Origin of the sequence: Pseudomonas marincola, assembly GCF_900682675.2 — a bacterium.
GTDB classification, from domain to species: domain Bacteria; phylum Pseudomonadota; class Gammaproteobacteria; order Pseudomonadales; family Pseudomonadaceae; genus Aquipseudomonas; species Aquipseudomonas marincola.
In genome coordinates, this window is record NZ_LR215729.2 from 1793212 (window position 1) to 1813497 (window position 20286).

General features: G+C 57.6%; 25 protein-coding genes and 1 tRNA gene. 5 read left to right on the forward strand and 21 right to left on the reverse strand.

Going from position 1 to position 20286, the window contains the following annotated elements:
• The gene (locus PMYSY11_RS08480; protein ID WP_150548888.1) at positions 1 to 492 is read right to left on the reverse strand and encodes a GNAT family N-acetyltransferase; all 492 of its coding nucleotides are present in this window, start codon (positions 490 to 492) and stop codon (positions 1 to 3) included.
• 121 nt (positions 493 to 613) lie between these two features.
• On the opposite strand from PMYSY11_RS08480, the gene PMYSY11_RS08485 reads away from it, so the two are divergent.
• Positions 614 to 994: a hypothetical protein gene (locus PMYSY11_RS08485; RefSeq protein ID WP_069901927.1), complete on the forward strand. Its 381-nt coding sequence runs from the start codon at positions 614 to 616 to the stop codon at positions 992 to 994.
• 51 nt (positions 995 to 1045) lie between these two features.
• On the opposite strand, the gene PMYSY11_RS08490 is transcribed toward PMYSY11_RS08485, so the two are convergent.
• Positions 1046 to 2599, reverse strand: coding sequence for a glycoside hydrolase family 17 protein (locus tag PMYSY11_RS08490; protein WP_239655552.1), 1554 nt, complete (start codon positions 2597 to 2599; stop codon positions 1046 to 1048).
• 219 nt (positions 2600 to 2818) lie between these two features.
• Here PMYSY11_RS08490 and PMYSY11_RS08495 point away from each other — a divergent pair, with 219 nt between their 5' ends.
• Positions 2819 to 3139, forward strand: a complete 321-nt coding sequence (locus PMYSY11_RS08495; protein ID WP_150548890.1) for a ComEA family DNA-binding protein — start codon at positions 2819 to 2821, stop codon at positions 3137 to 3139.
• 167 nt (positions 3140 to 3306) lie between these two features.
• Here PMYSY11_RS08495 and PMYSY11_RS08500 read toward each other — a convergent pair whose 3' ends face one another.
• Positions 3307 to 4923: an NAD(P)/FAD-dependent oxidoreductase gene (locus PMYSY11_RS08500; protein WP_150548891.1), complete on the reverse strand. Its 1617-nt coding sequence runs from the start codon at positions 4921 to 4923 to the stop codon at positions 3307 to 3309.
• 173 nt (positions 4924 to 5096) lie between these two features.
• Positions 5097 to 5762 (reverse strand): COG3650 family protein, encoded by a 666-nt coding sequence (locus PMYSY11_RS08505; RefSeq protein ID WP_150548892.1) that lies wholly within the window; start codon positions 5760 to 5762, stop codon positions 5097 to 5099.
• 69 nt (positions 5763 to 5831) lie between these two features.
• Between PMYSY11_RS08505 and PMYSY11_RS08510 the strand changes: the two genes are divergently transcribed.
• Positions 5832 to 6227: a DUF488 domain-containing protein gene (locus tag PMYSY11_RS08510; protein WP_069901928.1), complete on the forward strand. Its 396-nt coding sequence runs from the start codon at positions 5832 to 5834 to the stop codon at positions 6225 to 6227.
• A 2-nt stretch (positions 6228 to 6229) separates the two neighbouring features.
• Here the strand turns inward: PMYSY11_RS08510 and PMYSY11_RS08515 are convergent, their stop codons facing one another.
• The 13 genes from PMYSY11_RS08515 to PMYSY11_RS08575 form a co-directional block, all read right to left on the reverse strand.
• Complete coding sequence (locus tag PMYSY11_RS08515; protein ID WP_150548893.1) at positions 6230 to 6556, reverse strand: cupin domain-containing protein; 327 nt, start codon at positions 6554 to 6556, stop codon at positions 6230 to 6232.
• A gap of 21 nt (positions 6557 to 6577) precedes the next feature.
• Positions 6578 to 6958: a nuclear transport factor 2 family protein gene (locus tag PMYSY11_RS08520; protein ID WP_150548894.1), complete on the reverse strand. Its 381-nt coding sequence runs from the start codon at positions 6956 to 6958 to the stop codon at positions 6578 to 6580.
• A gap of 99 nt (positions 6959 to 7057) precedes the next feature.
• On the reverse strand, positions 7058 to 7420 hold the full coding sequence (locus PMYSY11_RS08525) for a DMT family protein (protein ID WP_150548895.1): 363 nt from the start codon (positions 7418 to 7420) through the stop codon (positions 7058 to 7060).
• A 62-nt stretch (positions 7421 to 7482) separates the two neighbouring features.
• Positions 7483 to 7746: a pentapeptide repeat-containing protein gene (locus PMYSY11_RS08530; RefSeq protein WP_197737973.1), complete on the reverse strand. Its 264-nt coding sequence runs from the start codon at positions 7744 to 7746 to the stop codon at positions 7483 to 7485.
• 65 nt (positions 7747 to 7811) lie between these two features.
• On the reverse strand, positions 7812 to 8021 hold the full coding sequence (locus tag PMYSY11_RS08535; RefSeq protein ID WP_150548897.1) for a hypothetical protein: 210 nt from the start codon (positions 8019 to 8021) through the stop codon (positions 7812 to 7814).
• 13 nt (positions 8022 to 8034) lie between these two features.
• The gene (locus PMYSY11_RS08540) at positions 8035 to 8307 is read right to left on the reverse strand and encodes a hypothetical protein (protein WP_150548898.1); all 273 of its coding nucleotides are present in this window, start codon (positions 8305 to 8307) and stop codon (positions 8035 to 8037) included.
• 50 nt (positions 8308 to 8357) lie between these two features.
• A complete protein-coding gene (locus tag PMYSY11_RS08545; protein ID WP_090510580.1) occupies positions 8358 to 8753 on the reverse strand; it encodes a GFA family protein in 396 nt (131 codons plus the stop codon).
• 40 nt (positions 8754 to 8793) lie between these two features.
• Positions 8794 to 9621 carry a PhzF family phenazine biosynthesis protein gene (locus PMYSY11_RS08550; RefSeq protein ID WP_150548899.1) on the reverse strand — a complete coding sequence of 276 codons (828 nt, stop codon included), beginning with the start codon at positions 9619 to 9621 and terminating at the stop codon, positions 8794 to 8796.
• A 202-nt stretch (positions 9622 to 9823) separates the two neighbouring features.
• Positions 9824 to 10192, reverse strand: a complete 369-nt coding sequence (locus tag PMYSY11_RS08555) for a glyoxalase superfamily protein (protein ID WP_150548900.1) — start codon at positions 10190 to 10192, stop codon at positions 9824 to 9826.
• Positions 10193 to 10250: 58 nt separating this feature from the next.
• A complete protein-coding gene (locus PMYSY11_RS08560) occupies positions 10251 to 10583 on the reverse strand; it encodes a YnfA family protein (RefSeq protein WP_069901806.1) in 333 nt (110 codons plus the stop codon).
• Between the two features lie 36 nt (positions 10584 to 10619).
• Positions 10620 to 11156 (reverse strand): AAA family ATPase, encoded by a 537-nt coding sequence (locus PMYSY11_RS08565; protein ID WP_150548901.1) that lies wholly within the window; start codon positions 11154 to 11156, stop codon positions 10620 to 10622.
• Positions 11157 to 11290: 134 nt separating this feature from the next.
• Positions 11291 to 11701, reverse strand: coding sequence for a low affinity iron permease family protein (locus PMYSY11_RS08570; RefSeq protein WP_069901808.1), 411 nt, complete (start codon positions 11699 to 11701; stop codon positions 11291 to 11293).
• Between the two features lie 175 nt (positions 11702 to 11876).
• Entirely contained in the window at positions 11877 to 12443 is a 567-nt protein-coding gene (locus tag PMYSY11_RS08575) for an HdeD family acid-resistance protein (protein ID WP_069901929.1), read from the reverse strand.
• A 434-nt stretch (positions 12444 to 12877) separates the two neighbouring features.
• On the opposite strand from PMYSY11_RS08575, the gene PMYSY11_RS08580 reads away from it, so the two are divergent.
• On the forward strand, positions 12878 to 13771 hold the full coding sequence (locus tag PMYSY11_RS08580) for a hypothetical protein (protein ID WP_150548902.1): 894 nt from the start codon (positions 12878 to 12880) through the stop codon (positions 13769 to 13771).
• 34 nt (positions 13772 to 13805) lie between these two features.
• On the opposite strand, the gene PMYSY11_RS08585 is transcribed toward PMYSY11_RS08580, so the two are convergent.
• Together PMYSY11_RS08585 and PMYSY11_RS08590 are read right to left on the reverse strand one after the other, a co-directional pair.
• Positions 13806 to 13881 (reverse strand) — tRNA-Asn (locus PMYSY11_RS08585).
• Positions 13882 to 14137: 256 nt separating this feature from the next.
• Positions 14138 to 15334 carry an amino acid aminotransferase gene (locus tag PMYSY11_RS08590; RefSeq protein ID WP_069901809.1) on the reverse strand — a complete coding sequence of 399 codons (1197 nt, stop codon included), beginning with the start codon at positions 15332 to 15334 and terminating at the stop codon, positions 14138 to 14140.
• A gap of 236 nt (positions 15335 to 15570) precedes the next feature.
• On the opposite strand from PMYSY11_RS08590, the gene uvrB reads away from it, so the two are divergent.
• Complete coding sequence (gene uvrB / locus PMYSY11_RS08595) at positions 15571 to 17586, forward strand: excinuclease ABC subunit UvrB (protein ID WP_069901810.1); 2016 nt, start codon at positions 15571 to 15573, stop codon at positions 17584 to 17586.
• A gap of 43 nt (positions 17587 to 17629) precedes the next feature.
• Here uvrB and PMYSY11_RS08600 read toward each other — a convergent pair whose 3' ends face one another.
• Both PMYSY11_RS08600 and PMYSY11_RS08605 read right to left on the reverse strand, forming a co-directional pair.
• Positions 17630 to 18697 carry an FUSC family protein gene (locus PMYSY11_RS08600; protein ID WP_239655553.1) on the reverse strand — a complete coding sequence of 356 codons (1068 nt, stop codon included), beginning with the start codon at positions 18695 to 18697 and terminating at the stop codon, positions 17630 to 17632.
• 1302 nt (positions 18698 to 19999) lie between these two features.
• The gene (locus tag PMYSY11_RS08605) at positions 20000 to 20266 is read right to left on the reverse strand and encodes a hypothetical protein (protein ID WP_239655554.1); all 267 of its coding nucleotides are present in this window, start codon (positions 20264 to 20266) and stop codon (positions 20000 to 20002) included.
• Positions 20267 to 20286: the final 20 nt, after the last annotated feature.

Below are 20286 nucleotides of genomic sequence, written 5' to 3' on the forward strand. Positions count from 1 at the left end.
CTATTTATTGTTATAGGCAGCCAACTCACCCAAGGCCGAGCCGGTTAACCGGTAGACCGTCCATTCATCTTGCGGTACTGCGCCCAGCTTCTTGTAAAAGCCGATCGCGGGTTCATTCCAGTCGAGAACAGACCATTCCAGGCGACCGCAATTACGCTCGACGGCCAGCTTGGCCAGTGCCCCGAGCAATGCTTTGCCGAGACCGACGCCGCGCGCGGACTGCCGCACATAGAGGTCTTCAAGGTAGATGCCGGGCTTGGTCAGAAACGTCGAATAATTGTGGAAGAACAGCGCAAAGCCCATTGGTACGCCGTCGATTTCCCCGATCAGCACTTCAGCATAGGGTTTGGCGCCAAACAGGTGTTCGGACAACTGCGCGGGATCGGCAACCACCTGATCACTGACTTTCTCGTACTCGGCCAGCTCGCCAATCAACTCGATGATGAATCTGACGTCTTGAGGTTGAGCAGGGCGGGTGTTTATCTGGTGCATGGTCATTCCTTAACGGCTTAGCCTGAAGAGAATGCCGTGCTACCGGCAAATGAGCAACAGCACTTGCATCCTTTGGCCGTCAGATTACTCTAGCGGGCTTGATTGATAGGAATGCATGTTGATGCCTCGTTACCTCGGTTGGCTGGTCTTTGCGGTGAGTGTCTTGCTGGTTCTGGCAGCCAGTTTGTGGCTGCGCTATAGCTTGATGGAAGACGCGCAGTGGGTTGATATTTGTCTGCAACCCGAGGTGAGCTGGCAGTGCCAGTTGCGAGCCTATCTGGGCCTGTGGATACACTTCGGGGTCTTGTCGGCTGCAGCGTTGATCAGCGCCGTAGTGGCTTTTTTCTGGCCGGGCAAAGCAGGGCGTGTTATCGCAGGGCTGAGTTTTTTATTGGCGATACCGGCGCTTATTTTGTACAGCGCCAGCCTCGGTGTGCTGGCTACGGTGTTGGCGCTGTTGCGTTTGGTGCGTGACAACAAGCGGCCTTTCGCTGCCGCTTGATGTGCCGCCTTATGGCTGTGTGCACAAAACCATCACGGGGTTTGCTAGGCCTTAACCGGGCAACGGCCGCGAGCTGCGCCAGAGTGCGCAGGCGAGCAGTGCACTGACCAGCGCCCAGCCAATGGCCTGCTGATTGCCCAGGGTTTCGATATACAGCTGCGGCGCAATGCCCAGCGCAATGATCAGCGCCAGCAGCCTGCACTCACGAACCGGCATACGCACTGGGCGTAACGCATAGAACAGCGCCGGGAGCAGCAAAGCACTGCTCGGGAAGCTGCGATAACGCGCATCGACCACCAACGCGAGCATCATTACTGCCCCCGCAAAACCAGCGCCCAGCAGCCAGTAATGGGCGCGACGCTGCAACCACTGAAACCAACGCTGGCGCCAGCCTTGTTGATTTGAAAGGGCGAGGGCCGCGTGCGCCATGACCAGCAAATTGAGCAGCAGCAAGGCAAATGCCCATAGCCATTCGCCCCAATAGCGGCTGATAAGCCAGCTCAACTGGGCCCACAGTGCGATAGAACCCCCGGCAATACTGGCCAGTGCAGGCAGCAGCAAGGCATTGCGTTGCAAGGTGACTGCACCGCCCAGCCATAAGGCGATCAGCGCCAAAGCGCCGCTTACCGCCAGCCAGACGGGCCAGTCAGGCACATTGGAGACATCGCCCTGCAGAATCGCCTTGTCGTTGCGGTCGGCATCATAAAGCCCCCAGTAACCGCCCACTGCGCCTTCGCTGGCGCGCTTCCAGGGCTGATCGAACGCTTCGATCAAGTTGTAATGCCAGCCATTTTCCTCAGCCATCGCCACGAAGCCGCGCATGAAGAGCGCCTGATTGATCCGGCTGGGCACTGCGGTTTCACGCTGGCGGCCTTCGCTTGGCCAGCCGGTTTCACCGATGAAAATCTCTTTCGGGGCGAATTGCTTGGCAAAGCGATCATGCACCTTGGCGACTTTGCTCAGCGCAGTGTCGATGCCCGCCGGATTATCTTCCCAATAGGGCAGCAGGTGGATGGTGATGAAGTCTACCGCCGGTGCGACCTCCGGATGCTTGAGCCAGAACTCCCAGACATCGGCGTAAGTGACAGGCTGCTTGACCTTGGCTTTGACCTGCTCGATCAGCTTGACCAATTGGCGCGGCGTCACTTCTTTGCGCAGCAGCGCTTCGTTGCCGACAATGACCGCTTTGACAACATCCGGATTGGCGTTGGCCATGCGTATCGCGTTATTGATTTCGACTTGGGTGTCGTCATGGCTACGGCTGACCCAGGCGCCGATCATCAATGTCAGGCCATGTTCGCGGGCAATTTCTGGCAACGCCTCAAGGCCTGTGACCGAATAGCTGCGCACGCAGGTGAATTGCTTGGCCAGCAGCGCAAGATCGGTCTCCATTTGCTCGCGGTGTATTTGCAGCGGCTGCTGGAATGGCGACTGGTCCTTGCCGAACGGGCTGTATGAGGCGCACTGCATTTTGTGGCTGGCGCTGGCAACATCGGGCAGGTTCACCGCGCGGCCAAGTCCGTACCAAAGGTAGGTCAGGAGAGCGAGGCTGACTGCGCAAGCAACAAGGTAGACGAGGCGAACAGAGGGTTTTTTGGCTGGCATAGTTGCGGTAGTCAAGGGACAAGCGGCGCATATTAGCCCAAGCGCAGCGGCGCGGATATGGACGGATTAACCGACCGTGAACGATCTACTTAAACGATATGAGCGCGCAAACACAAGCCCTGGATTGACAGCCGCTTGCTGCCAGCTAGGTTTGCCCTTGCAGTTCGCCAACGCAACTGTGGCCAGGCCGGCCAATATTTACCGAGATGGAGTTCGACCATGCGCAGTCATTTTTTGCAGCTCATTTTTGCAACCCTCCTGTTAGCAGGCCCTTTTCATGTAATGGCCGAGCCGGAGCAGGCAGTGGCCGGTACTGAACCGGCCGTTCAGGAGCAAAACAACAGTGCGATAAACCTCAATACCGCCGATGCACAAACCTTGCAGCAGTCACTGGCTGGTGTAGGCGAGGTAAAAGCCTCGGAGATAGTCAATCATCGCGACGCGCATGGCGATTTTGTCAGCGTCGATGAATTGCTGGAGGTGAAAGGAATTGGCACCTCGATCATCGATAAAAATCGCGACAAACTGATCGTGGACTGAGATGTATACCAGCCGCCGGAGCCGAGACAGGCGGCAGGGATGTGATTAGCTGCGCAATGCCTCAGCGAGCTTGGGCGGTGGCGCGGCACGCAAAACGCTTGGGGCATCTGTGTCGAGGCGGGTGGGGTTGAACACGCCACCCGCCGTATTTTGCGCGGTAAAAGGGCTTAGGCAGGAGAGGTGCCGAGCATGTCATGGATTACCGCTTCAGCAACCCGAATGCCGTCGACGCCCGCCGAGAGAATCCCGCCGGCGTAACCTGCACCTTCACCAGCCGGGAACAAACCTTTGACGTTAAGGCTTTGCAGTTCTGCGTTGCGGGTAATACGCAGGGGCGATGATGTGCGGGTTTCGATTCCGGTGAGTACTGCATCGTGCATCGAGAAGCCGCGAATCTGCTTTTCGAACGCGGGCAGTGCCTCGCGAATGGCTTCAATGGCGAAGTCCGGCAAAGACGGCGCCAGATCGCCCAGTTTCACGCCTGGCTTGTAGGACGGCTCGACGCTGCCCAGCCCCGTGGATGGCTTGCCGGCAATGAAATCACCGACCAATTGGCCTGGCGCTTCATAGGTGCTGCCACCGAGAATGTAGGCGTGAGATTCAAGCTGCTCTTGCAGTTCGACACCCGCCAACGGACCGCCCGGATAATCCTGTTCCGGAGTGATGCCCACGACAATACCGGCATTGGCGTTGCGCTCATTACGCGAGTACTGGCTCATGCCGTTGGTGACCACGCGATTGGGCTCGGATGTTGCCGCCACCACAGTGCCGCCCGGACACATACAGAAGCTGTAAACCGAACGGCCATTTTTTGCGTGATGCACCAGTTTGTAGTCGGCCGCGCCCAGTTTCGGGTGGCCGGCGTATTTGCCCAGACGGGCGCGGTCGATGATCGACTGCGGGTGTTCAATGCGGAACCCCACCGAGAACGGCTTGGCTTCCATGAACACGTCGCGGCTGTGGAGCATGCGGAAGGTGTCTCGTGAGCTGTGACCGAGCGCCAGAATCACGTGACGGCTGAGCAATTGCTCACCGTTTTCGAGCACCACGCCTTGCAGTTGACCGTCTTCTATCAACACATCGCTGACGCGTTGCTCAAAACGGACTTCGCCGCCCAGCGCCTTGATTTCTTCGCGCATGGTGGCCACCACGCCGGTGAGGCGGAAGGTGCCGATATGCGGCTTGCTGACGTACATGATCTCCTCCGGCGCGCCGGCTTTGACGAACTCGGTGAGCACTTTGCGGCCGAGAAATTTCGGGTCCTTGATCTGGCTGTAGAGTTTGCCGTCCGAGAATGTCCCGGCGCCGCCCTCACCAAATTGCACGTTGGATTCTGGGTTAAGTACATTCTTGCGCCACAAACCCCAGGTGTCTTTGGTGCGTTGGCGGACTTCCTTGCCGCGTTCCAGCACGATCGGTTTAAGACCGGCCTGCGCCAGAATCAAGGCCGCAAAAATCCCGCAGGGGCCAAAGCCGACAACGATTGGGCGTTGTTCAGGCGCGGTCTTGGCTACGCCCGCAGGCTTGTAGCTGATGTCGGGGCTGACGCTGATGTGGCGGTCTTCAGCGAATTTTTCGAGCAGTGCGGCTTCATCACGCACGGCGCAGTCGATGGTGTAGATGAACTGCAATTCGCTGGATTTCTTGCGCGCATCGTAGCTGCGCTTGAACAGCGTGAAGTCGAGCAAGGCGTCATCGCTGATGCCAAGACGCTGCGCAATGGCAGGGCGCAGGGCTTCTTCCGGATGATCGAGGGGTAATTTGAGTTCGGTAATGCGCAGCATGAGGGCGTCCACATTCAGGGCCGGAGGCAACCCGGCAACTTGAGAAGGCGCTGATTATACGCGGATTTGCGCGCCGCGAGACTGCCCGGCGCTGAGCCCGGTCAGCCGTTTGGCTGAAAGTGTTGCGAAGCAGCGGCTGCCAGCATCGGGGGTCGCCAGCAGCCACTTGCGATTCAGCGGTCGTATGCGCCGCCGTAGTAGGCACAACCGCGCATTACCGTGCCATTGAGGCGCAGTTCTGCGCTCAGGTGCTGCACGCCGCCGCTCATGCTGTTAATGCAGCGCTGCGGAGTCACCCACAATTCAACGCGCTCACCATTGGCTTCGCTGGCGATGCTGGTGCGGCCTTCCGGCAACTGCTCGACCACATAAGGCAGAACCAGCGGGTCTTTACCCAAACGCTTGAGGAGCATGCCCTTATTGCTGACCAACACATTCCAGTCTGGCTCAGTGCCACTGGCGTTGATCACGGTTGGCAAGAAATTCAAATCGTGGCAGGTTTGGCCTTCGGCCTGCAGGCGATAAACCGTGTCGAGCACAAATCGGCCATCGGCATCGTTGTTGTCACCGGCGGTCAGCTGGCCGCCAAAGTCGGCGTGGGGCGAGGTGGCACCATCGGCCATGAGGCGGCGGGCGTCCTGAGCAACACCGGTTGGGTCATCGTCGCTGATGACAAACTGACGCTTCTCATCGCACGGCTGGAACAGCAGCTTGCCGGCACTCATTTTCACTTCGCCTTGCATGCGACTGGAAGGAATCGGCGCATCCGGCTTGCCGGTGTACACGCAACCGGCAAAAATGGTTAACAGGGCAAATACAAAGGCGCGGCTGAGTTGCATCACAAGGTCTCCTGACAAGTGCGGCCACGTTACCGAGCCCGCCCGGTGTTCACAAGAGGCAGCATGGCGATGATTCAATCTAAGCGAGTCTATGAAGCCGTAACCGATAACGACGGACAGCGGGTGCTGGTGGATCGGCTGTGGCCGCGCGGCATCAGCAAGGCTGATTTGTCTGACGTTAACTGGTGTAAAGAGGTGGCGCCGAGTGATGCGTTGCGCAAACAGTTTCACCAACACCCCGACACCTTCACTGAGTTCCGGCAGGGTTATCGTCAGGAACTGGCGGCGCATCCGGAATACTGGCAGCAACTGCTGGTGATCGCCGCACGTGAAACCCTGACGCTGCTGTATGCGGCCAAGGACACGGAGCAGAATAACGCCGTGGTCTTGGCCGAATTCCTTGAGGATGAGCTGGATAGGCGCGGCGATTCAAGCTCGCCAGTGTGTTACGCCGACGAACGCTAAGGCTATTCTGCTGCGATGTCGGTTGGCTTGAACCAGAACTCGATTTCGTCGGTGTCCTGCTCGAAAGAGGCGGCATGTTCAACATGCGCCGGTACGTGATACCAGTCACCGATGCCGAAGCGCTGAACAGCGCCGTGCATATGCAAGATTAATTCGCCGCGAATAATCACCCCATAGTTATCGGTGTCGTGGCTGTGGGCTTCGATATGGTCGCCGCTGGCGTAGGAGGCCAGCAGGACATCGGCGCCGTCTGCCGCCAGCTTGTAGGCATCAAATCGCCCGCTGAAGAGGGGTAGGGTGCGAAATTTGTCGGGATAAAGACCGCTCATGAAACCTCCGTGTCGGGATAGCTAGAACATTCCGTGTTGATTCGGTGACTGGGCAGGCACCGCCTGAGCAATATCCCACAGTTCGACGATAAGGCCATCGACAAATCGAAACAGGTGCACCACCGCAATGCCGGGATCGCCCGGTTTGTGAATCACCCGCGAGTGAATAGCCACGCGGTCACCGTCCTGCAAGCAGGTCTGCACCTCGAGTGCGGCGCAAGGATTGTTCTCGGCATTTTCCTGCATGGCCTGCATCAGCGACTGAGCATCGCCCTTGAAGTGCGGGTTATGGTGGATGAAGTCGTGGCGCACGCAGGCGCTGTAGGCTTTGGCGCTATGCCCCGAGATGGCCAGCTGGAGAAAGGCGACTGCGGTTTCCTTGTTTGACTGGGCTGTGTTCATCTTCGGCTCCTGTCAGGTGGCGCGTGATGTTGGTCCGCGATGCCAGCGGGTTAGCGCATGAGTAAAGCGCATCACCCGAAAAGCCACAATTTTCAGCTTTTACCAGCCGGAACAGCCGAGCTTGCTTCTAAACATAAAGTAAACCGCGCCCACCAGGCAAAGACCTGCCCACAAGTAATCCAGCTTCAGTGGTTCTTTGAGGTACATCACCGAGAACGGCACGAAAACACTCAGGGTGATGACTTCCTGAATGATCTTCAGCTGGCCGACACTCAACACAGTAAAGCCAATGCGGTTGGCCGGAACCTGCAGCAGGTACTCGAACAGCGCGATGCCCCAACTGATGAGCGCGGCGATTATCCAGGGTTTGTTATTCAGTTCCTTGAGGTGGGCATACCAGGCGAAGGTCATGAACACATTGCTGCAGGCGAGAAGCCCGATTGAGACGAGGATTGGATTCATTGCTGTGGTTTCTGCGAGGTCAGGCCAGAGTCAGGCCGCGAGCGCCAATGATAGGGTCGAATTCAGCGCGCGTGAAGCAGCTGGTAGGCGCGAAATAACTCGCTGACGGCAATGCCATCAATGGTCATTTCGCTGAGGTCGGCATCTTCGATACGAACCCCGCTCAGGCAGACGTTGCGCAGGGTAGCGTTACGCAACGAGACGTTGTTGAACTGCGCCTGATCCATGCGAACGTCATTGAAGCGGGCGTGGCTCAAATTGACATCGTCAAAAGTCGAGCCTGTAAGGTCGGTGTTCTCGTGGTGTACGGCGTTGGTGTTCGGCATCGCTGTGCTCCTTGGCAGTGGTTGCAGCATCCATTTATCGCGGCGATAACACGCGTTTGGTGAGTCTAGCGCGTGAAAAAGTAAGGCATTGCCGCCACCACGGCGCACACCGCGACCATCAGCACAACAGATTCGATGAAGTAGGGCAGGCCCATCAGCAGCAGGCCGCAGACAAAGGGCACGGCCGAGCGCTGTTTCTTGCCGTAAATGGCGTAGCCGAGGCCAATAGAGCCGAACAGCAAGCCCCACAACAGTGCTGCCGTGTCTAAGCTCAACCTGGGTTACCCATCAGCGTTTCAGGCTCCAGGTGTCTGGTGCGCCCTGAACGGCGATAATTTCCGGGCTGCGCGTGCAAACTGCGCGAACCCGGTCGGGGGGCAGGAGTAACGCTTCGGCCATGTCTTGCGCGGTGTGGCGGGTTTCAGAGTTTGTGGCGGCAGCGTCTCGCAGAAACTTCAGCACCACGCCTTCATCGATTTTGAACTTGATCCATTTATAGAGCCAGTAATGGCCGATAAGCGCCACGATCACCACGATGGCAATTATCACTTTTGCTTCCATGTCCGGCTCCTGTTTCTGCGCTCAGGCTTAAGGCCCCAAGCATACGGGTTTCAGCGCCCCGGCTGCCACTGATCATAGGCCGGCAGGCCGTTGTATTCGAGCCACGGCACGTCGTATTCAGTCCAGATATGGTGCTGAGGTTGCACGCCAGGGTCTTCATCGAGTGTGGCAACGCGCACAATCACATGAGGCTGCTGGTCGCGCTCGGCAACCAAGTGCGAGCCGCAGACTGAGCAGAAGCGCCGCAGTTTGCCGGGTGATGACTCGAAAGATGCTAGTTTGTCTTCACCTTTGAGCCAGCGAAAATGCTCGCGCAGTACCCCGGCCGTGGTGGCAAAGGCCGCAGAGTGCGCCTTGCGGCAGGTGCGGCAATGACAATGCCCGATCGGCTTGTCGAGGCTGTCTATCTGGTATTCGATTGCGCCACACAAACAACTGCCTTTCATGTTGCCTCCAGAGACGCTGGTTAGTGATTGGTTATTGCTTTCAGAGGGTTCGTACCGCGCCTGAAACACGGATGGAGGCGCCTGGTGTTGGGGGGATTTGCGCGGTGATTCGCGAGCGCATCCCCATGTCCTCACCCTGAATGATCTCTATTTGGCCGTTATGTGGCCAGCTTATGTCACGCAGGTAGCCGGCCAGTGCAGCGGTTGCTGCGCCGGTTGCCGGGTCTTCGTAAACACCGCCCGAGGCAAACGGATTACGGCTATGGATTAGCTGCGGTGTTTGCGCATAGCCGAGCAGAATGGTCACCAGCCCGGCATCGTTCATCAGCTTGCGTCCAGCCTCCTGGTCGTAGCGCATGGCGGCGAGTTGTTCGCGGCTGTTGAGCATGATCAGTAAATGATCGGCGCCGCCGTTTGCCAGCGCGGGCGCAATGCGCGTGTCCAGTGCTGCACGGTTATAGCCGAATAACGCCAGTGCTTGATCCAGCAGGTCATCGGGCGCTGGCGCGCTGCGTGTGGGAGGGGATTGCAGCGCCGCCGAGAGCTGACCATCGACGTGTTGGCCTTCGACGCTGATCGATGCCAGATTCAGTTCCAGCGGATAGGCGCCATTGCCGTGACGCATGGCCAGCGCTGCGCCCAGTGCAATGGTTGCATGGCCGCAGAAAGGCACTTCCGATTCTGGCGAGAAATAGCGCACGCGCCATGCGGAGCCTTGAGTCGCGGCGAACGCTGTTTCGGAGTAACCGACTTCATGGGCGATACGCTGCATGTCTTCGGCGGCAGGCAGTTCGTTACAGATAACTATGCCAGCAGGATTGCCGCCCGTTTCTCCATCAGCAAATGCCGCCAATCGTTGGATGTCCATGATCGCTCCGGGGTTAGTCGCGTGTTATCAATTTTACTGTGAAGTCTTGCGTTGCGCTTGGTGCTGCAAACAACTGTCCGAGTGTGGGAAAGTCTTCTTCGCTAGCAAAAGCACCGCGCTGCGGTTGTTGGCGTCTGCGTTGCGCCAGTTGCGCCAGACGCAGCGCATCGCTCGTTTGCAGTCCCTATTGGAGCCCGATTTCTCAGGTGTCGGTGGCCATGGTGAAGGTCAGGCGGTTGCCGAACGGGTCCATCACCGACATATCGCGGCTGCCCCAAGGCATGTCTGCAATGTGCGGGCGGCTGTAGCCGTAGGCTTTGGCGAGTAATTGTTGCTGCAGTGCATCGATGTCTGCGGTCTCGATACGCAGTGCTGCACCGGGGCAGCAATCGCCGTGATGTTCGGACAGGTGAATGATGCAGGCATCGCGGGAGACCTGCATATATAGCGGTAAGTCTTCGGCAAAGCGATGTTGCCAGTCGAGCGTGAAACCGAGGAAGTCGACATAAAATTCGAGGGCCTTGGCACTGTCGAAAATCCGCAGAATCGGGGTGGTTTGCAGCAGCTTCATGGTCACGCGTTCCCTGTGCGAGTTGTTGTGTAAGCTTTGTGTAGTTCAGCCTGGCGCTTCAAAGCTGGCGCGGGGCAAACATGATGATTGCCATGCCCAGCAGCGCCACGCCGCCGCCAATCAGGTCCCAGTGGCTGGGTTTGATCCCGTCCACCAGCCACAGCCAAATCAGCGCGGTTGCTATATAAACGCCGCCATAGGCTGCATACACGCGACCTGCGGCCGTTGGGTGCAGGGTCAGGAGCCAAGCAAACAGGCTCAGGCTGAGCAATGCCGGGAGCAGCAACCAAATGCTCTTGCCTTGCTTCAACCACAGATAGGGCAAGTAGCAGCCGATTATTTCGGCCAGCGCGGTCAGTACAAACAGGCCGATGGTTTTTAGCTCAGGCATGGGTGATTACCTGCAACAGCCGCTGGTGTGGGGGAGTCAAAATACATCTTCGACTACGTCGAGAATGAAGTCGGCGCGCTCTTCAATACTCACCTTGGGCACCTCGACAGGCGTGTATCCCCAGAGCGTGTACCACTGTTTCAGTCCCTCGAAAACCTGCACCGATTCCTCGAAGGTCTGGTCGCGCTCGGCGTCGGTCGAGTAGATTTCCGGCCACGGCTCGAACAAAAACACTACCTCGTTGTACGGATGGGCAACCACTTTACGGGCCTTGTCGAGGTGTGAAAGGGCGCCGATGACATTGAGCATGTACAACGCATCGAGAACGCCACGGTCGTAAAACGTGGGTTCGTCCTCGATCCAGAGTTTGTGATATTGCTCGATGTCTGCGCGCAGAACGTCCTGGGCAAAGGTTTTCGGGTCTGGGCGCGGCGGCAGGTTCTGACTCAGGCGGGCTTGGATGATTTGCCTGGCAGACTCCGGCGCAACCGCCAGTTCACGTTGCTGCAAGGCATGCAGTACGCTGGTTTTGCCCGCACCCGGGCCGCCCGTGAGTACAAATCTGCTATTCATTTACACCGCCAATGTGTGCTGGTAGTCATCTGCTGCTGCCGAGTGTTTGCGTGGCCGTGGCACAAGGTCTGAGCACTTTACCCGAGCACAGGTTCAAGTTTGTTGAAAAGTTACAGATTGAGCCAGTCACGTGCTTAGGCTTCGGGTGTGCCCGTGTCCTGGTCGCCTGAAGACAAACCAGCCCGTGCGGCTGCGGCCAGGGCCTGATATTTGAGTTTGAAGGCATCCAGCGCGTCTTCTTCCAGCTCTTCAAGGTCCAGCAACGCGTTGTGCGCACCTTGGGTGGCACGAATCAATTCATCCAACTTGACCTGAATCGCCTCGGTGTCGCGGTTCTGGGTGTTTTGGATGAGGAACACCATCAGGAAGGTGATGATGGTCGTGCCGGTATTTATCACCAACTGCCAGGTGTCGCTGAAGCCAAACAGCGGGCCGCTGATCAGCCACACGACGATTAACCCGGCAGCGAAGGTGAATACGCGTGGGCGGCCGCAAAAGTGTGCCGCCGATTTGGCGAAGCGGGAATACCAGGCGTTGCGTTGCATCAGGCGGCTCCAGTGACGGTTGTGGGCTTACTTATTGTCGAAATTTACGAGTCGATGATCAGGTCGTTTAGCAGCAATCAGTCCTGGATGAAGGTGGCTGCACAAAAAAGGGATCAGCCGACTATTTGCATCGGGCTGATCCCTTTTTTAACGGTTGAGCGTTGGGCCTGAGGCGTTAGCTATTAACCAGTTGTTTCTTGAACTTCTTGGCCTTGAACGCCAGCACCACCATGATCACGCCAAAAACAACCGCATATGTGGCGATGAGCCAGAGCAGGGTCAGAGCACCGGCAAGCGGTTGCGCCACCATGATCACGCCAAACAGAATCGAGGCGGCACCTGCCAGAATCAACAACCACTCACCCTTGATCTCACGGCGCAGACGAATAGCCGTAACCACCTGCATAACCCCCGATGCAATCGCCCAGATCGCAATGTAGAACATCAGCGCCACGGTCGTAATGCCCGGGGCGGTGAGCGTTAGTACCCCAATGCCAACGCCGACCAGCCCCCAAAGAAGAAAGGCCCACCAGTGATCGTCTTCTTTACGCCCGGATATTGCAGTCCAAATCCCCAGTACCCCATCTGTCAGGCTGTAGATACCGAACAGAATGACTAATGCCGCCAGAGAAATGCCCGGTTGGATCCACGTCAGTACGCCAAACAAAATTGCTATCACGCCGCGCACCAGCAGCATCCACCATGTATCGGAAAGAATGCCGGACAATTGGTTTTTATCCATCTGAATATCCATATGCGATTTACTCCGTCAATTAAGAACCTGCCACTTCAGTCTATGCCAATCTGCAATTTTTGCTTGAGTCATACGCCGTCCAGAAATGTGCGCACGGGGTGTCTAACAGGCATGGATCGGGGCATTAGCGATACGGGGCTGGGGGAAAGGACAACGTGGTATGGCGTAGACGTTTTTTGCGACCGAAGCTGCCCGGCAAAATAGTAGAGCTAGCCCACCGAAAGATGGATAACCGCAGGTTAAGTGATCATTGAGAAAAGGTGCGGCATTGCCGCGGGTCCGCATTGGGCGATTGTCATCGCCATGACGGATTACCCGGCGTAGCCATGTTATCCATCCTCCGGTTTGGCCATCAAGACCGAGGCGGGTGGCGGAGGATGGATGAACCGTAGGTTGATCCGTCATTGAGGGATCGGCGTGAAATGGATGCGACCGGTTTAGGCGATTGTCATCGCCATGACGGATTACCCGGCGTAGCCGCGTTATCCATCCTCCGGTTTGGCCATCAGGACCGAGGCGAGCGGCGGAGGATGGATGAACCGCAGGTTGATCCGTCATTGAGGGATCGGCGTGAAATGGGTGCGCCCGCATTGGGCGATTACCATCGCCATGACGGATTACCCGGCGCGGCCGTGTTATCCATCCTCCGGTTTGGACATCAAAATCGAGGCGAGTGCCGGAGGATGGATGAACCGCAGGTTGATCCGTCATTGAGGGATCGGCGTGAAATGGGGGCGCCCGCATTGGGCGATTGTCATCGCCATGACGGATTACCCGGCGCGGCCGTGTTATCCATCCTCCGGTTTGGCCATCAGGACCGAGGCAAGTGGCGGAGGATGGATGAACCGCAGGTTGATCCGTCGTTGGGGGATCGGCGTGAAATGGGGCCGCCCGCATTGGGCGATTGTCATCGCCATGACGGATTACCCGGCAGAGCCGTGTTATCCATCCTCCGGTTTGGCCATAAGGAGCGAGGCGAGCGGCGGAGGATGGATGAACCGCAGGTTGATCCGTCATTGAGGGATCGGCGTGAAATGGATGCGACCGGTTTGGGCGATTGCCATCGCCATGACGGATTACCCGGCGTAGCCGTGTTATCCATCCCCCGGTTTGGCCATCAATACCGAGGCGAGTGTCGGAGGATGGATGAACCGAAGGTTGATCCGTCATTGAGAAATCGGCGTGAAATGGCTGCGACCGCATTGGGCGATTGCCATCGCCATGACGGATTACCCGGCGCCGCCGTGTTATCCATCCTCCGGTTTGGCCATCAGGATCGAGGCGAGCGTTGTAATTGGTTTTTCTATCGCGCATAAAAAAGCCCCGGTTATTAAACCGAGGCTTTGAATTTGGCTCCACGACCTGGACTCGAACCAGGGACCCAATGATTAACAGTCATTTGCTCTACCAACTGAGCTATCGCGGAACAACGGTGCGTATCCTACTGATTCAGAACGGAAAGTCAACACTCTGCCGATCATTGAAATGCAAAATTTTTCGTTCTTTTATAAATTTAGCTGGCGCTGCAGAATTTTGGCCGGTTGAGCGCTGCTGAAAAGAAAAAAACGGCATAAAAACCCAGATTATTTAGAATCAATCTGGGCCTTTAGCCGTTTTCAGGGTGTCGATTGTCTCGACACCGTTTCTGCTGGAGGCGCATTTTGGTTGCGCCTCTTAATAGCTTACAGGACGCTGGCGATTGCTTCGGTCACTGCTGGCAAGTTGCGCTGGTTCAGCGCCGCTACGCAGATGCGGCCTGTGCCGACGGCGTAGATGCCGAACTCGTTGCGCAGGCGTTCTACTTGCTCGGTGGTGAGGCCGGAATAGGAGAACATGCCGCGCTGTTGGGCAACGAAGCTGAAATCGCGCTTGGCGCCAAGGGCGGCCAGTTGTTCAACCATGGCCATGCGCATGTTGCGGATGCGGTCGCGCATTTCGCCCAGCTCGGCTTCCCACATCGCCCGCAGCTCTGGCGTGTTGAGCACGGTGGCGACAACGCTGGCGCCATGCGTTGGCGGGTTGGAGTAGTTGGTGCGGATGACACGCTTGACCTGCGACAGAACGCGGCCGGTTTCGTCGTTGGAGCCGGTCACGATCGACAGTGCGCCGACGCGCTCGCCATAGAGCGAGAACGACTTGGAGAACGAGCTGGACACGAAGAAGGTCAGGCCCGACTGAGCGAACAGGCGCACAGCCACGGCATCTTCTTCAATGCCGTCGCCAAAGCCCTGATAAGCGATGTCGAGGAATGGCACGTGCTCGCGCTCACGGAGGATTTCCAGGATCGCTTGCCAGTCTTCGAGGTTCAGGTCCACGCCGGTCGGGTTGTGGCAGCACGCGTGCAGTACAACGATTGAGCGGGTTGGCAGGTTCTTCAGGTCTTCGAGCAGGCCGCCGCGGTTTACACCGTTGCTGAATGCATCGTAGTAGCGATAATTACGCACAGGGAATCCGGCCGACTCGAACAGGGCGCGGTGGTTTTCCCAGCTTGGATCGCTGATGGCGACAGTTGCATCCGGCAGCAGGCGCTTGAGAAAATCTGCACCGATCTTCAGTGCGCCCGTACCGCCGAGCGCCTGAGTGGTGACTACCCGGCCTTCGCTGATCAGTCGCGAGTTGGCGCCGAACAGCAGGGTTTGTACCGCTTGGTCGTAAGCCGCAATGCCCTCAATTGGCAAATAGCCGCGCGGGGCGTGCGCTTCAATGCGCGCCTTTTCCGCCTCGGCCACTGCGCGAAGCAGCGGAATACGGCCTTCTTCGTTGGTGTACACACCAACTCCGAGGTTGACCTTGGTGGCGCGGGTATCCGCGTTGAATGCTTCGTTAAGACCCAGGATAGGATCGCGCGGAGCCATTTCGACGGCAGAGAACAGACTCATGGATGCGGCAACTCTGTGGCAAAGAGTGGAGGGCAGCAACCCGCAGTCGGCAAGGGCTGCAGGTTACGTAGTTGGCCCGGTAGTATAACGGGCCTGTGCACGTGCTGCGACTGCGCAAGCACGCTTTTCGTTAGGCTCTTTTGCCGCGTTAACGCCAGTTGACGCATAAACGGCAATAGACCCTCGTTATGACGTACTCTATTGGGTCGCGTCACAACCGTTTGTCGAGGTTTGCTATGTCTGAGTTTGAATTAGTCACCCGTTTTCAGCCTGCAGGTGATCAACCGGAAGCAATCCGGCAGATGGTCGAGGGCCTCCAAGCAGGGCTTTCTCACCAGACCCTGCTCGGCGTGACCGGCTCGGGCAAGACCTTCAGCATTGCCAACGTAATTGCTCAGGTAAAGCGTCCGACGCTGGTGCTGGCGCCGAATAAAACCCTGGCCGCGCAGCTGTACGGGGAGTTCAAGAGTTTCTTCCCGCACAACGCAGTCGAATATTTCGTTTCCTACTACGACTATTACCAGCCCGAGGCGTATGTACCGGCGTCCGACACGTTCATCGAGAAAGATGCTTCGATCAACGACCATATCGAGCAGATGCGGCTGTCGGCGACCAAGGCGCTGCTGGAGCGCAAAGACGCGATCATCGTCACCACCGTATCGTGCATTTACGGTCTGGGCAGCCCCGAGTCGTACTTGAAAATGGTCCTGCACGTTGATCGTGGCGATCGTATGGACCAGCGCGAACTGCTGCGCCGTCTGGCCGACTTGCAATACACCCGCAACGACATGGACTTTGCCCGTGCGACCTTCCGGGTGCGTGGCGATGTAATCGACATCTTCCCGGCGGAATCGGACCTCGAAGCGGTGCGCATTGAGCTGTTCGATGATGAGGTGGAGAGCATTTCGGCATTTGATCCGCTGACCGGCGAAGTGATCCGCAAAATGCCGCGCTTCACCTTTTACCCCAAGAGCCACTACGTAACGCCTCGCGAAACGTTGATGGAGGCGATCGACAAGATCAAGGTCGAGTTGGCCGAGCGCCTCGAATACCTGCGCGGCGCTGACAAGCTGGTCGAAGCGCAGCGCCTTGAGCAGCGCACACGGTTTGATCTGGAGATGATTCTCGAACTCGGCTACTGCAACGGCATCGAAAACTACTCGCGTTATCTGTCCGGTCGCGGGCCGGGCATGCCGCCGCCAACACTCTACGATTACCTGCCGGACGAAGCCCTGCTGGTGATCGACGAGTCCCACGTCAGCGTGCCGCAAGTGGGCGCCATGTACAAAGGCGACCGCTCGCGCAAAGAGAATCTGGTCAATTACGGCTTCCGTTTACCGTCGGCGCTGGATAACCGCCCGATGCGTTTTGAGGAGTGGGAAGCCGCCAGCCCGCAAACAATATTTGTCTCGGCAACGCCCGGACCGTATGAAGCTGAACATGCCGGACGGGTGATTGAGCAAGTGGTGCGGCCGACCGGTCTGGTCGACCCGGAAATTGAAGTGCGCCCGGCGCTGACGCAGGTTGATGACTTGATGTCAGAAATCCACAAGCGCGTGGAGATCGGTGAGCGCGTGCTGGTGACCACACTGACCAAGCGCATGGCTGAAGATCTGACCGATTATCTCGGCGATCACGGCATCAAGGTTCGCTATCTGCACTCCGACATCGACACGGTAGAGCGGGTCGAGATTATTCGTGATCTGCGCATCGGTGCGTTTGATGTGCTGGTCGGGATCAACTTGCTGCGTGAAGGCTTGGATATGCCGGAAGTCTCGCTGGTGGCGATTCTCGATGCCGACAAGGAAGGCTTCCTGCGTTCCGAGCGTTCATTGATCCAGACCATTGGCCGCGCCGCCCGGAACCTCAACGGCCGGGCGATTCTCTACGCGGACCGCATGACTGGCTCCATGGAGCGCGCAATCGGCGAAACCGAACGGCGCCGCGATAAACAGATCGCCTTCAATAAGGCCAACGGCATCGTGCCCAAGGGCGTGTTCAAGGACGTCAAAGACATCATGGAAGGCGCCGTGGTGCCGGGTTCGCGCAGTAACAAACGCAAAGGCATGGCCAAAGCGGCAGAAGAGCAGGCGCGCTACGAAAACGAACTGCGCTCGCCGAGCGAGATCGCCAAGCGGATTCGCCAGCAGGAAGAGAAGATGTACCAGTTGGCGCGTGATCTGGAGTTCGAAGCTGCGGCGCAAATGCGCGACGAGATACAGAAATTGCGCGACCGCTTATTGCAGGTTTGATCGCTTTTATTGCGCGGGAGGTTTTCCCGCGCAGTGATTGCGCTTAGTGGGCCTTCCACTTTTTTGCGGTATCGGCGAGTTGTTCACGCATGCCTTCAAGTGTTGCCGACAACTCATGCGTCAGCAGTATGTAGCCACCCAGGCTGGAAATAGTATCGGCCTCAAAGTGCAGCGGTTTTTCCAGCGGATGGCGTTGCTTGCTGATCGCATTCGCCGAGCCGATGCGCAGTGCACGCGCCATGCCCACCAATAAGCGTCTGATGCTGCGATTCTCTGCGCTCAGCGCGGACTGCAATAACGCCAAACCTTGTTCGTCATTCGGTCGGGTATGCGCAAGAATTTCCAGCGTGCTGATGCACATGCGCAAACTGCGCTGAATCGCGTCCATGCGGGTCATTGATATGTGCATTTCCTTGGCCGCCGATGGCATTAATGAACGCAGTTGCACCATGGTCTTGTTCAGGCGATTGAGAATCGCCTGATGCTCATCGCCCGTTACCGGCTTGCCGGAAATAATCCGGCTATGAATGGCCGCGCAATCACGCAGCGCACCTGACAGGTTGTAGCGCCAGGAATAAAACGCGTAGAGCGGCAAAGCAAACGAGAACAGCAGCGCCAGGACGATACCAATCAGAATATTCAGGCTGCGCCAAATGCCAATGCTCAGCGGATTATCGCCATGCCCGGCGACGATAAACAGGGTGATGGCCGAGAGCAGGGCGATGTAGCCGCCCTTGTCGATGGCGTGATAGGCAAACACGCCGCAGCACAGCGACATCAAGGTGTACGTCAGCACTGGCATTTGCAGGTAGTCGTGCTGGATAGCCAACAGCAAACCCAAACCGGCGCCGATCAGCGTACCTGCCGCACGTTCTGCGGCCTTGCGGCGAATATTGCCGTGATGCTGCAAGCCACCAATGACCACCAGCATGGTCACCGAAGCCCATTCACCGTGGGGCACACTGATGCCGGTGGTGAGCAAAATGGATACCAGCAACCCAACCGAAATACGTCCCGCATGGATATAACGCGCATTGCGATAACGCCGGTACGGATCAGTAACCGGGCGAACCAGTTTGTGCAAAAAAGTGCGGATACGAAGAGTGTGCAAATCGCCGCCTGTTCGATGTTCAAGGATCGGACGTTCAGAGTACTAAAGTCCATCTGCAAACCGTAGCCCAAAGCCGGTCAGCCACCAAACGCCGATGCGTTGCGCAGCGACATTTATCGCCGGCCGATAATATGCAGACCCCGTATAACCGGTGGCGAGCCATGATGGAATCCGCGACGCGGATTCCATCCACCCATTCGAACCGGAGCCCAAATCCGGACAACCAAAAAACCGAAAATCCGGAGGATGGATAGCGTGCGCAGCACCGCAATCCGTCAAGGCGATGCAATCGCCCGATCAACAGATCAACGCAAAATCCCGCACCGCCAAAAACCCAAAGCCAATCCGTGCAACACAGCCCCGCCGCCATGACGGAAGCCGCGATGCGGATTCCATCCTCCACATTCAAACCGGAACCCAAATCCGGACAACCGAAAAACCGAAAAAACCGAAAACCCGGAGGATGGATAGCGTGCGCAGCACCGCAATCCGTCAAGGCGATACAATCGCCCGATCAACAGACCAACGCAAAATCCCGAACAGCCAAAACCCCGGAGCCAATCCGCGCAACACAGCCCCGCCGCCATGACGGAAGCCGCGATGCGGATTCCATCCTCCACATTCAAACCGGAACCCAAATCCGGACAACGGAAAAACCGAAAATCCGGAGGATGGATAGCGTGCGCAGCACCGCAATCCGTCAAGGCGATGCAATCGCCCGATCAACAGACCCACGCAAAACCCCGCACCGCCAAAAAATCCAAAGCTAATCCGCGCAACACAGTCCCGCCGCCATGACGGAAGCCGCGATGCGGATTCCATCCTCCACATTCGAACCGGAACCCAAATCCGGACAACCGGACAACCGGAGGATGGATAGCGTGCGCAGCACCGCAATCCGTCAAGGCGAAGCAATCGCCCAATCAACAGACCCACGCACAATTTCGCACCGCCCAAAGCCCAAAGCCAATCCGCGCAATACAGTCCCGCCGTCATGACGGAAGCCGCGTTGCGGATTCCATCCTCCACATTCAAATCGGAACCCAAATCCGGACAACCGAAAAACCGGACAACCGGAGGATGGATAGCGTGCGCAGCACCGCAATCCGTCAAGGCGATGCAATCGCCCGATCAACAGACCAACGCAAAACCTCGCACCGCCAAAAAATCCAAAGCTAATCCGCGCAACACAGCCCCGCCGCCATGATGCAAATCGCGTTGCGGATTCCATCCTCCGAGATAAACCTCAAACATCGCTTGGATGAAGCCAAACCGCGCGCGGTGTGGCCGAGAATGCAGACCTTAGCGTTTGCCCATCGAGCGACGGGTGCCGTTTGGAGCGGGGCCGATCTTCTTTTCGTGGGCGGATTTATGACCTTTGCCGTGCCACGCTTGATTGTCGCTCTTGCCCGGCGCAAATGTGGCGGGTGAGAACGGGAATTTGAAGGCAGGAATAACCGGTTTGCTGCTGGGTTCGCCAGTCGCTTCAGGCGTCGACTCGTTGATAGCTGCCTCCGGCGAAATCGCTTGGGGCTCGAGTGATTGGGCGGGCGTTTGTTTTGTGGTCATGATGATCCGGCAGGCGCTGG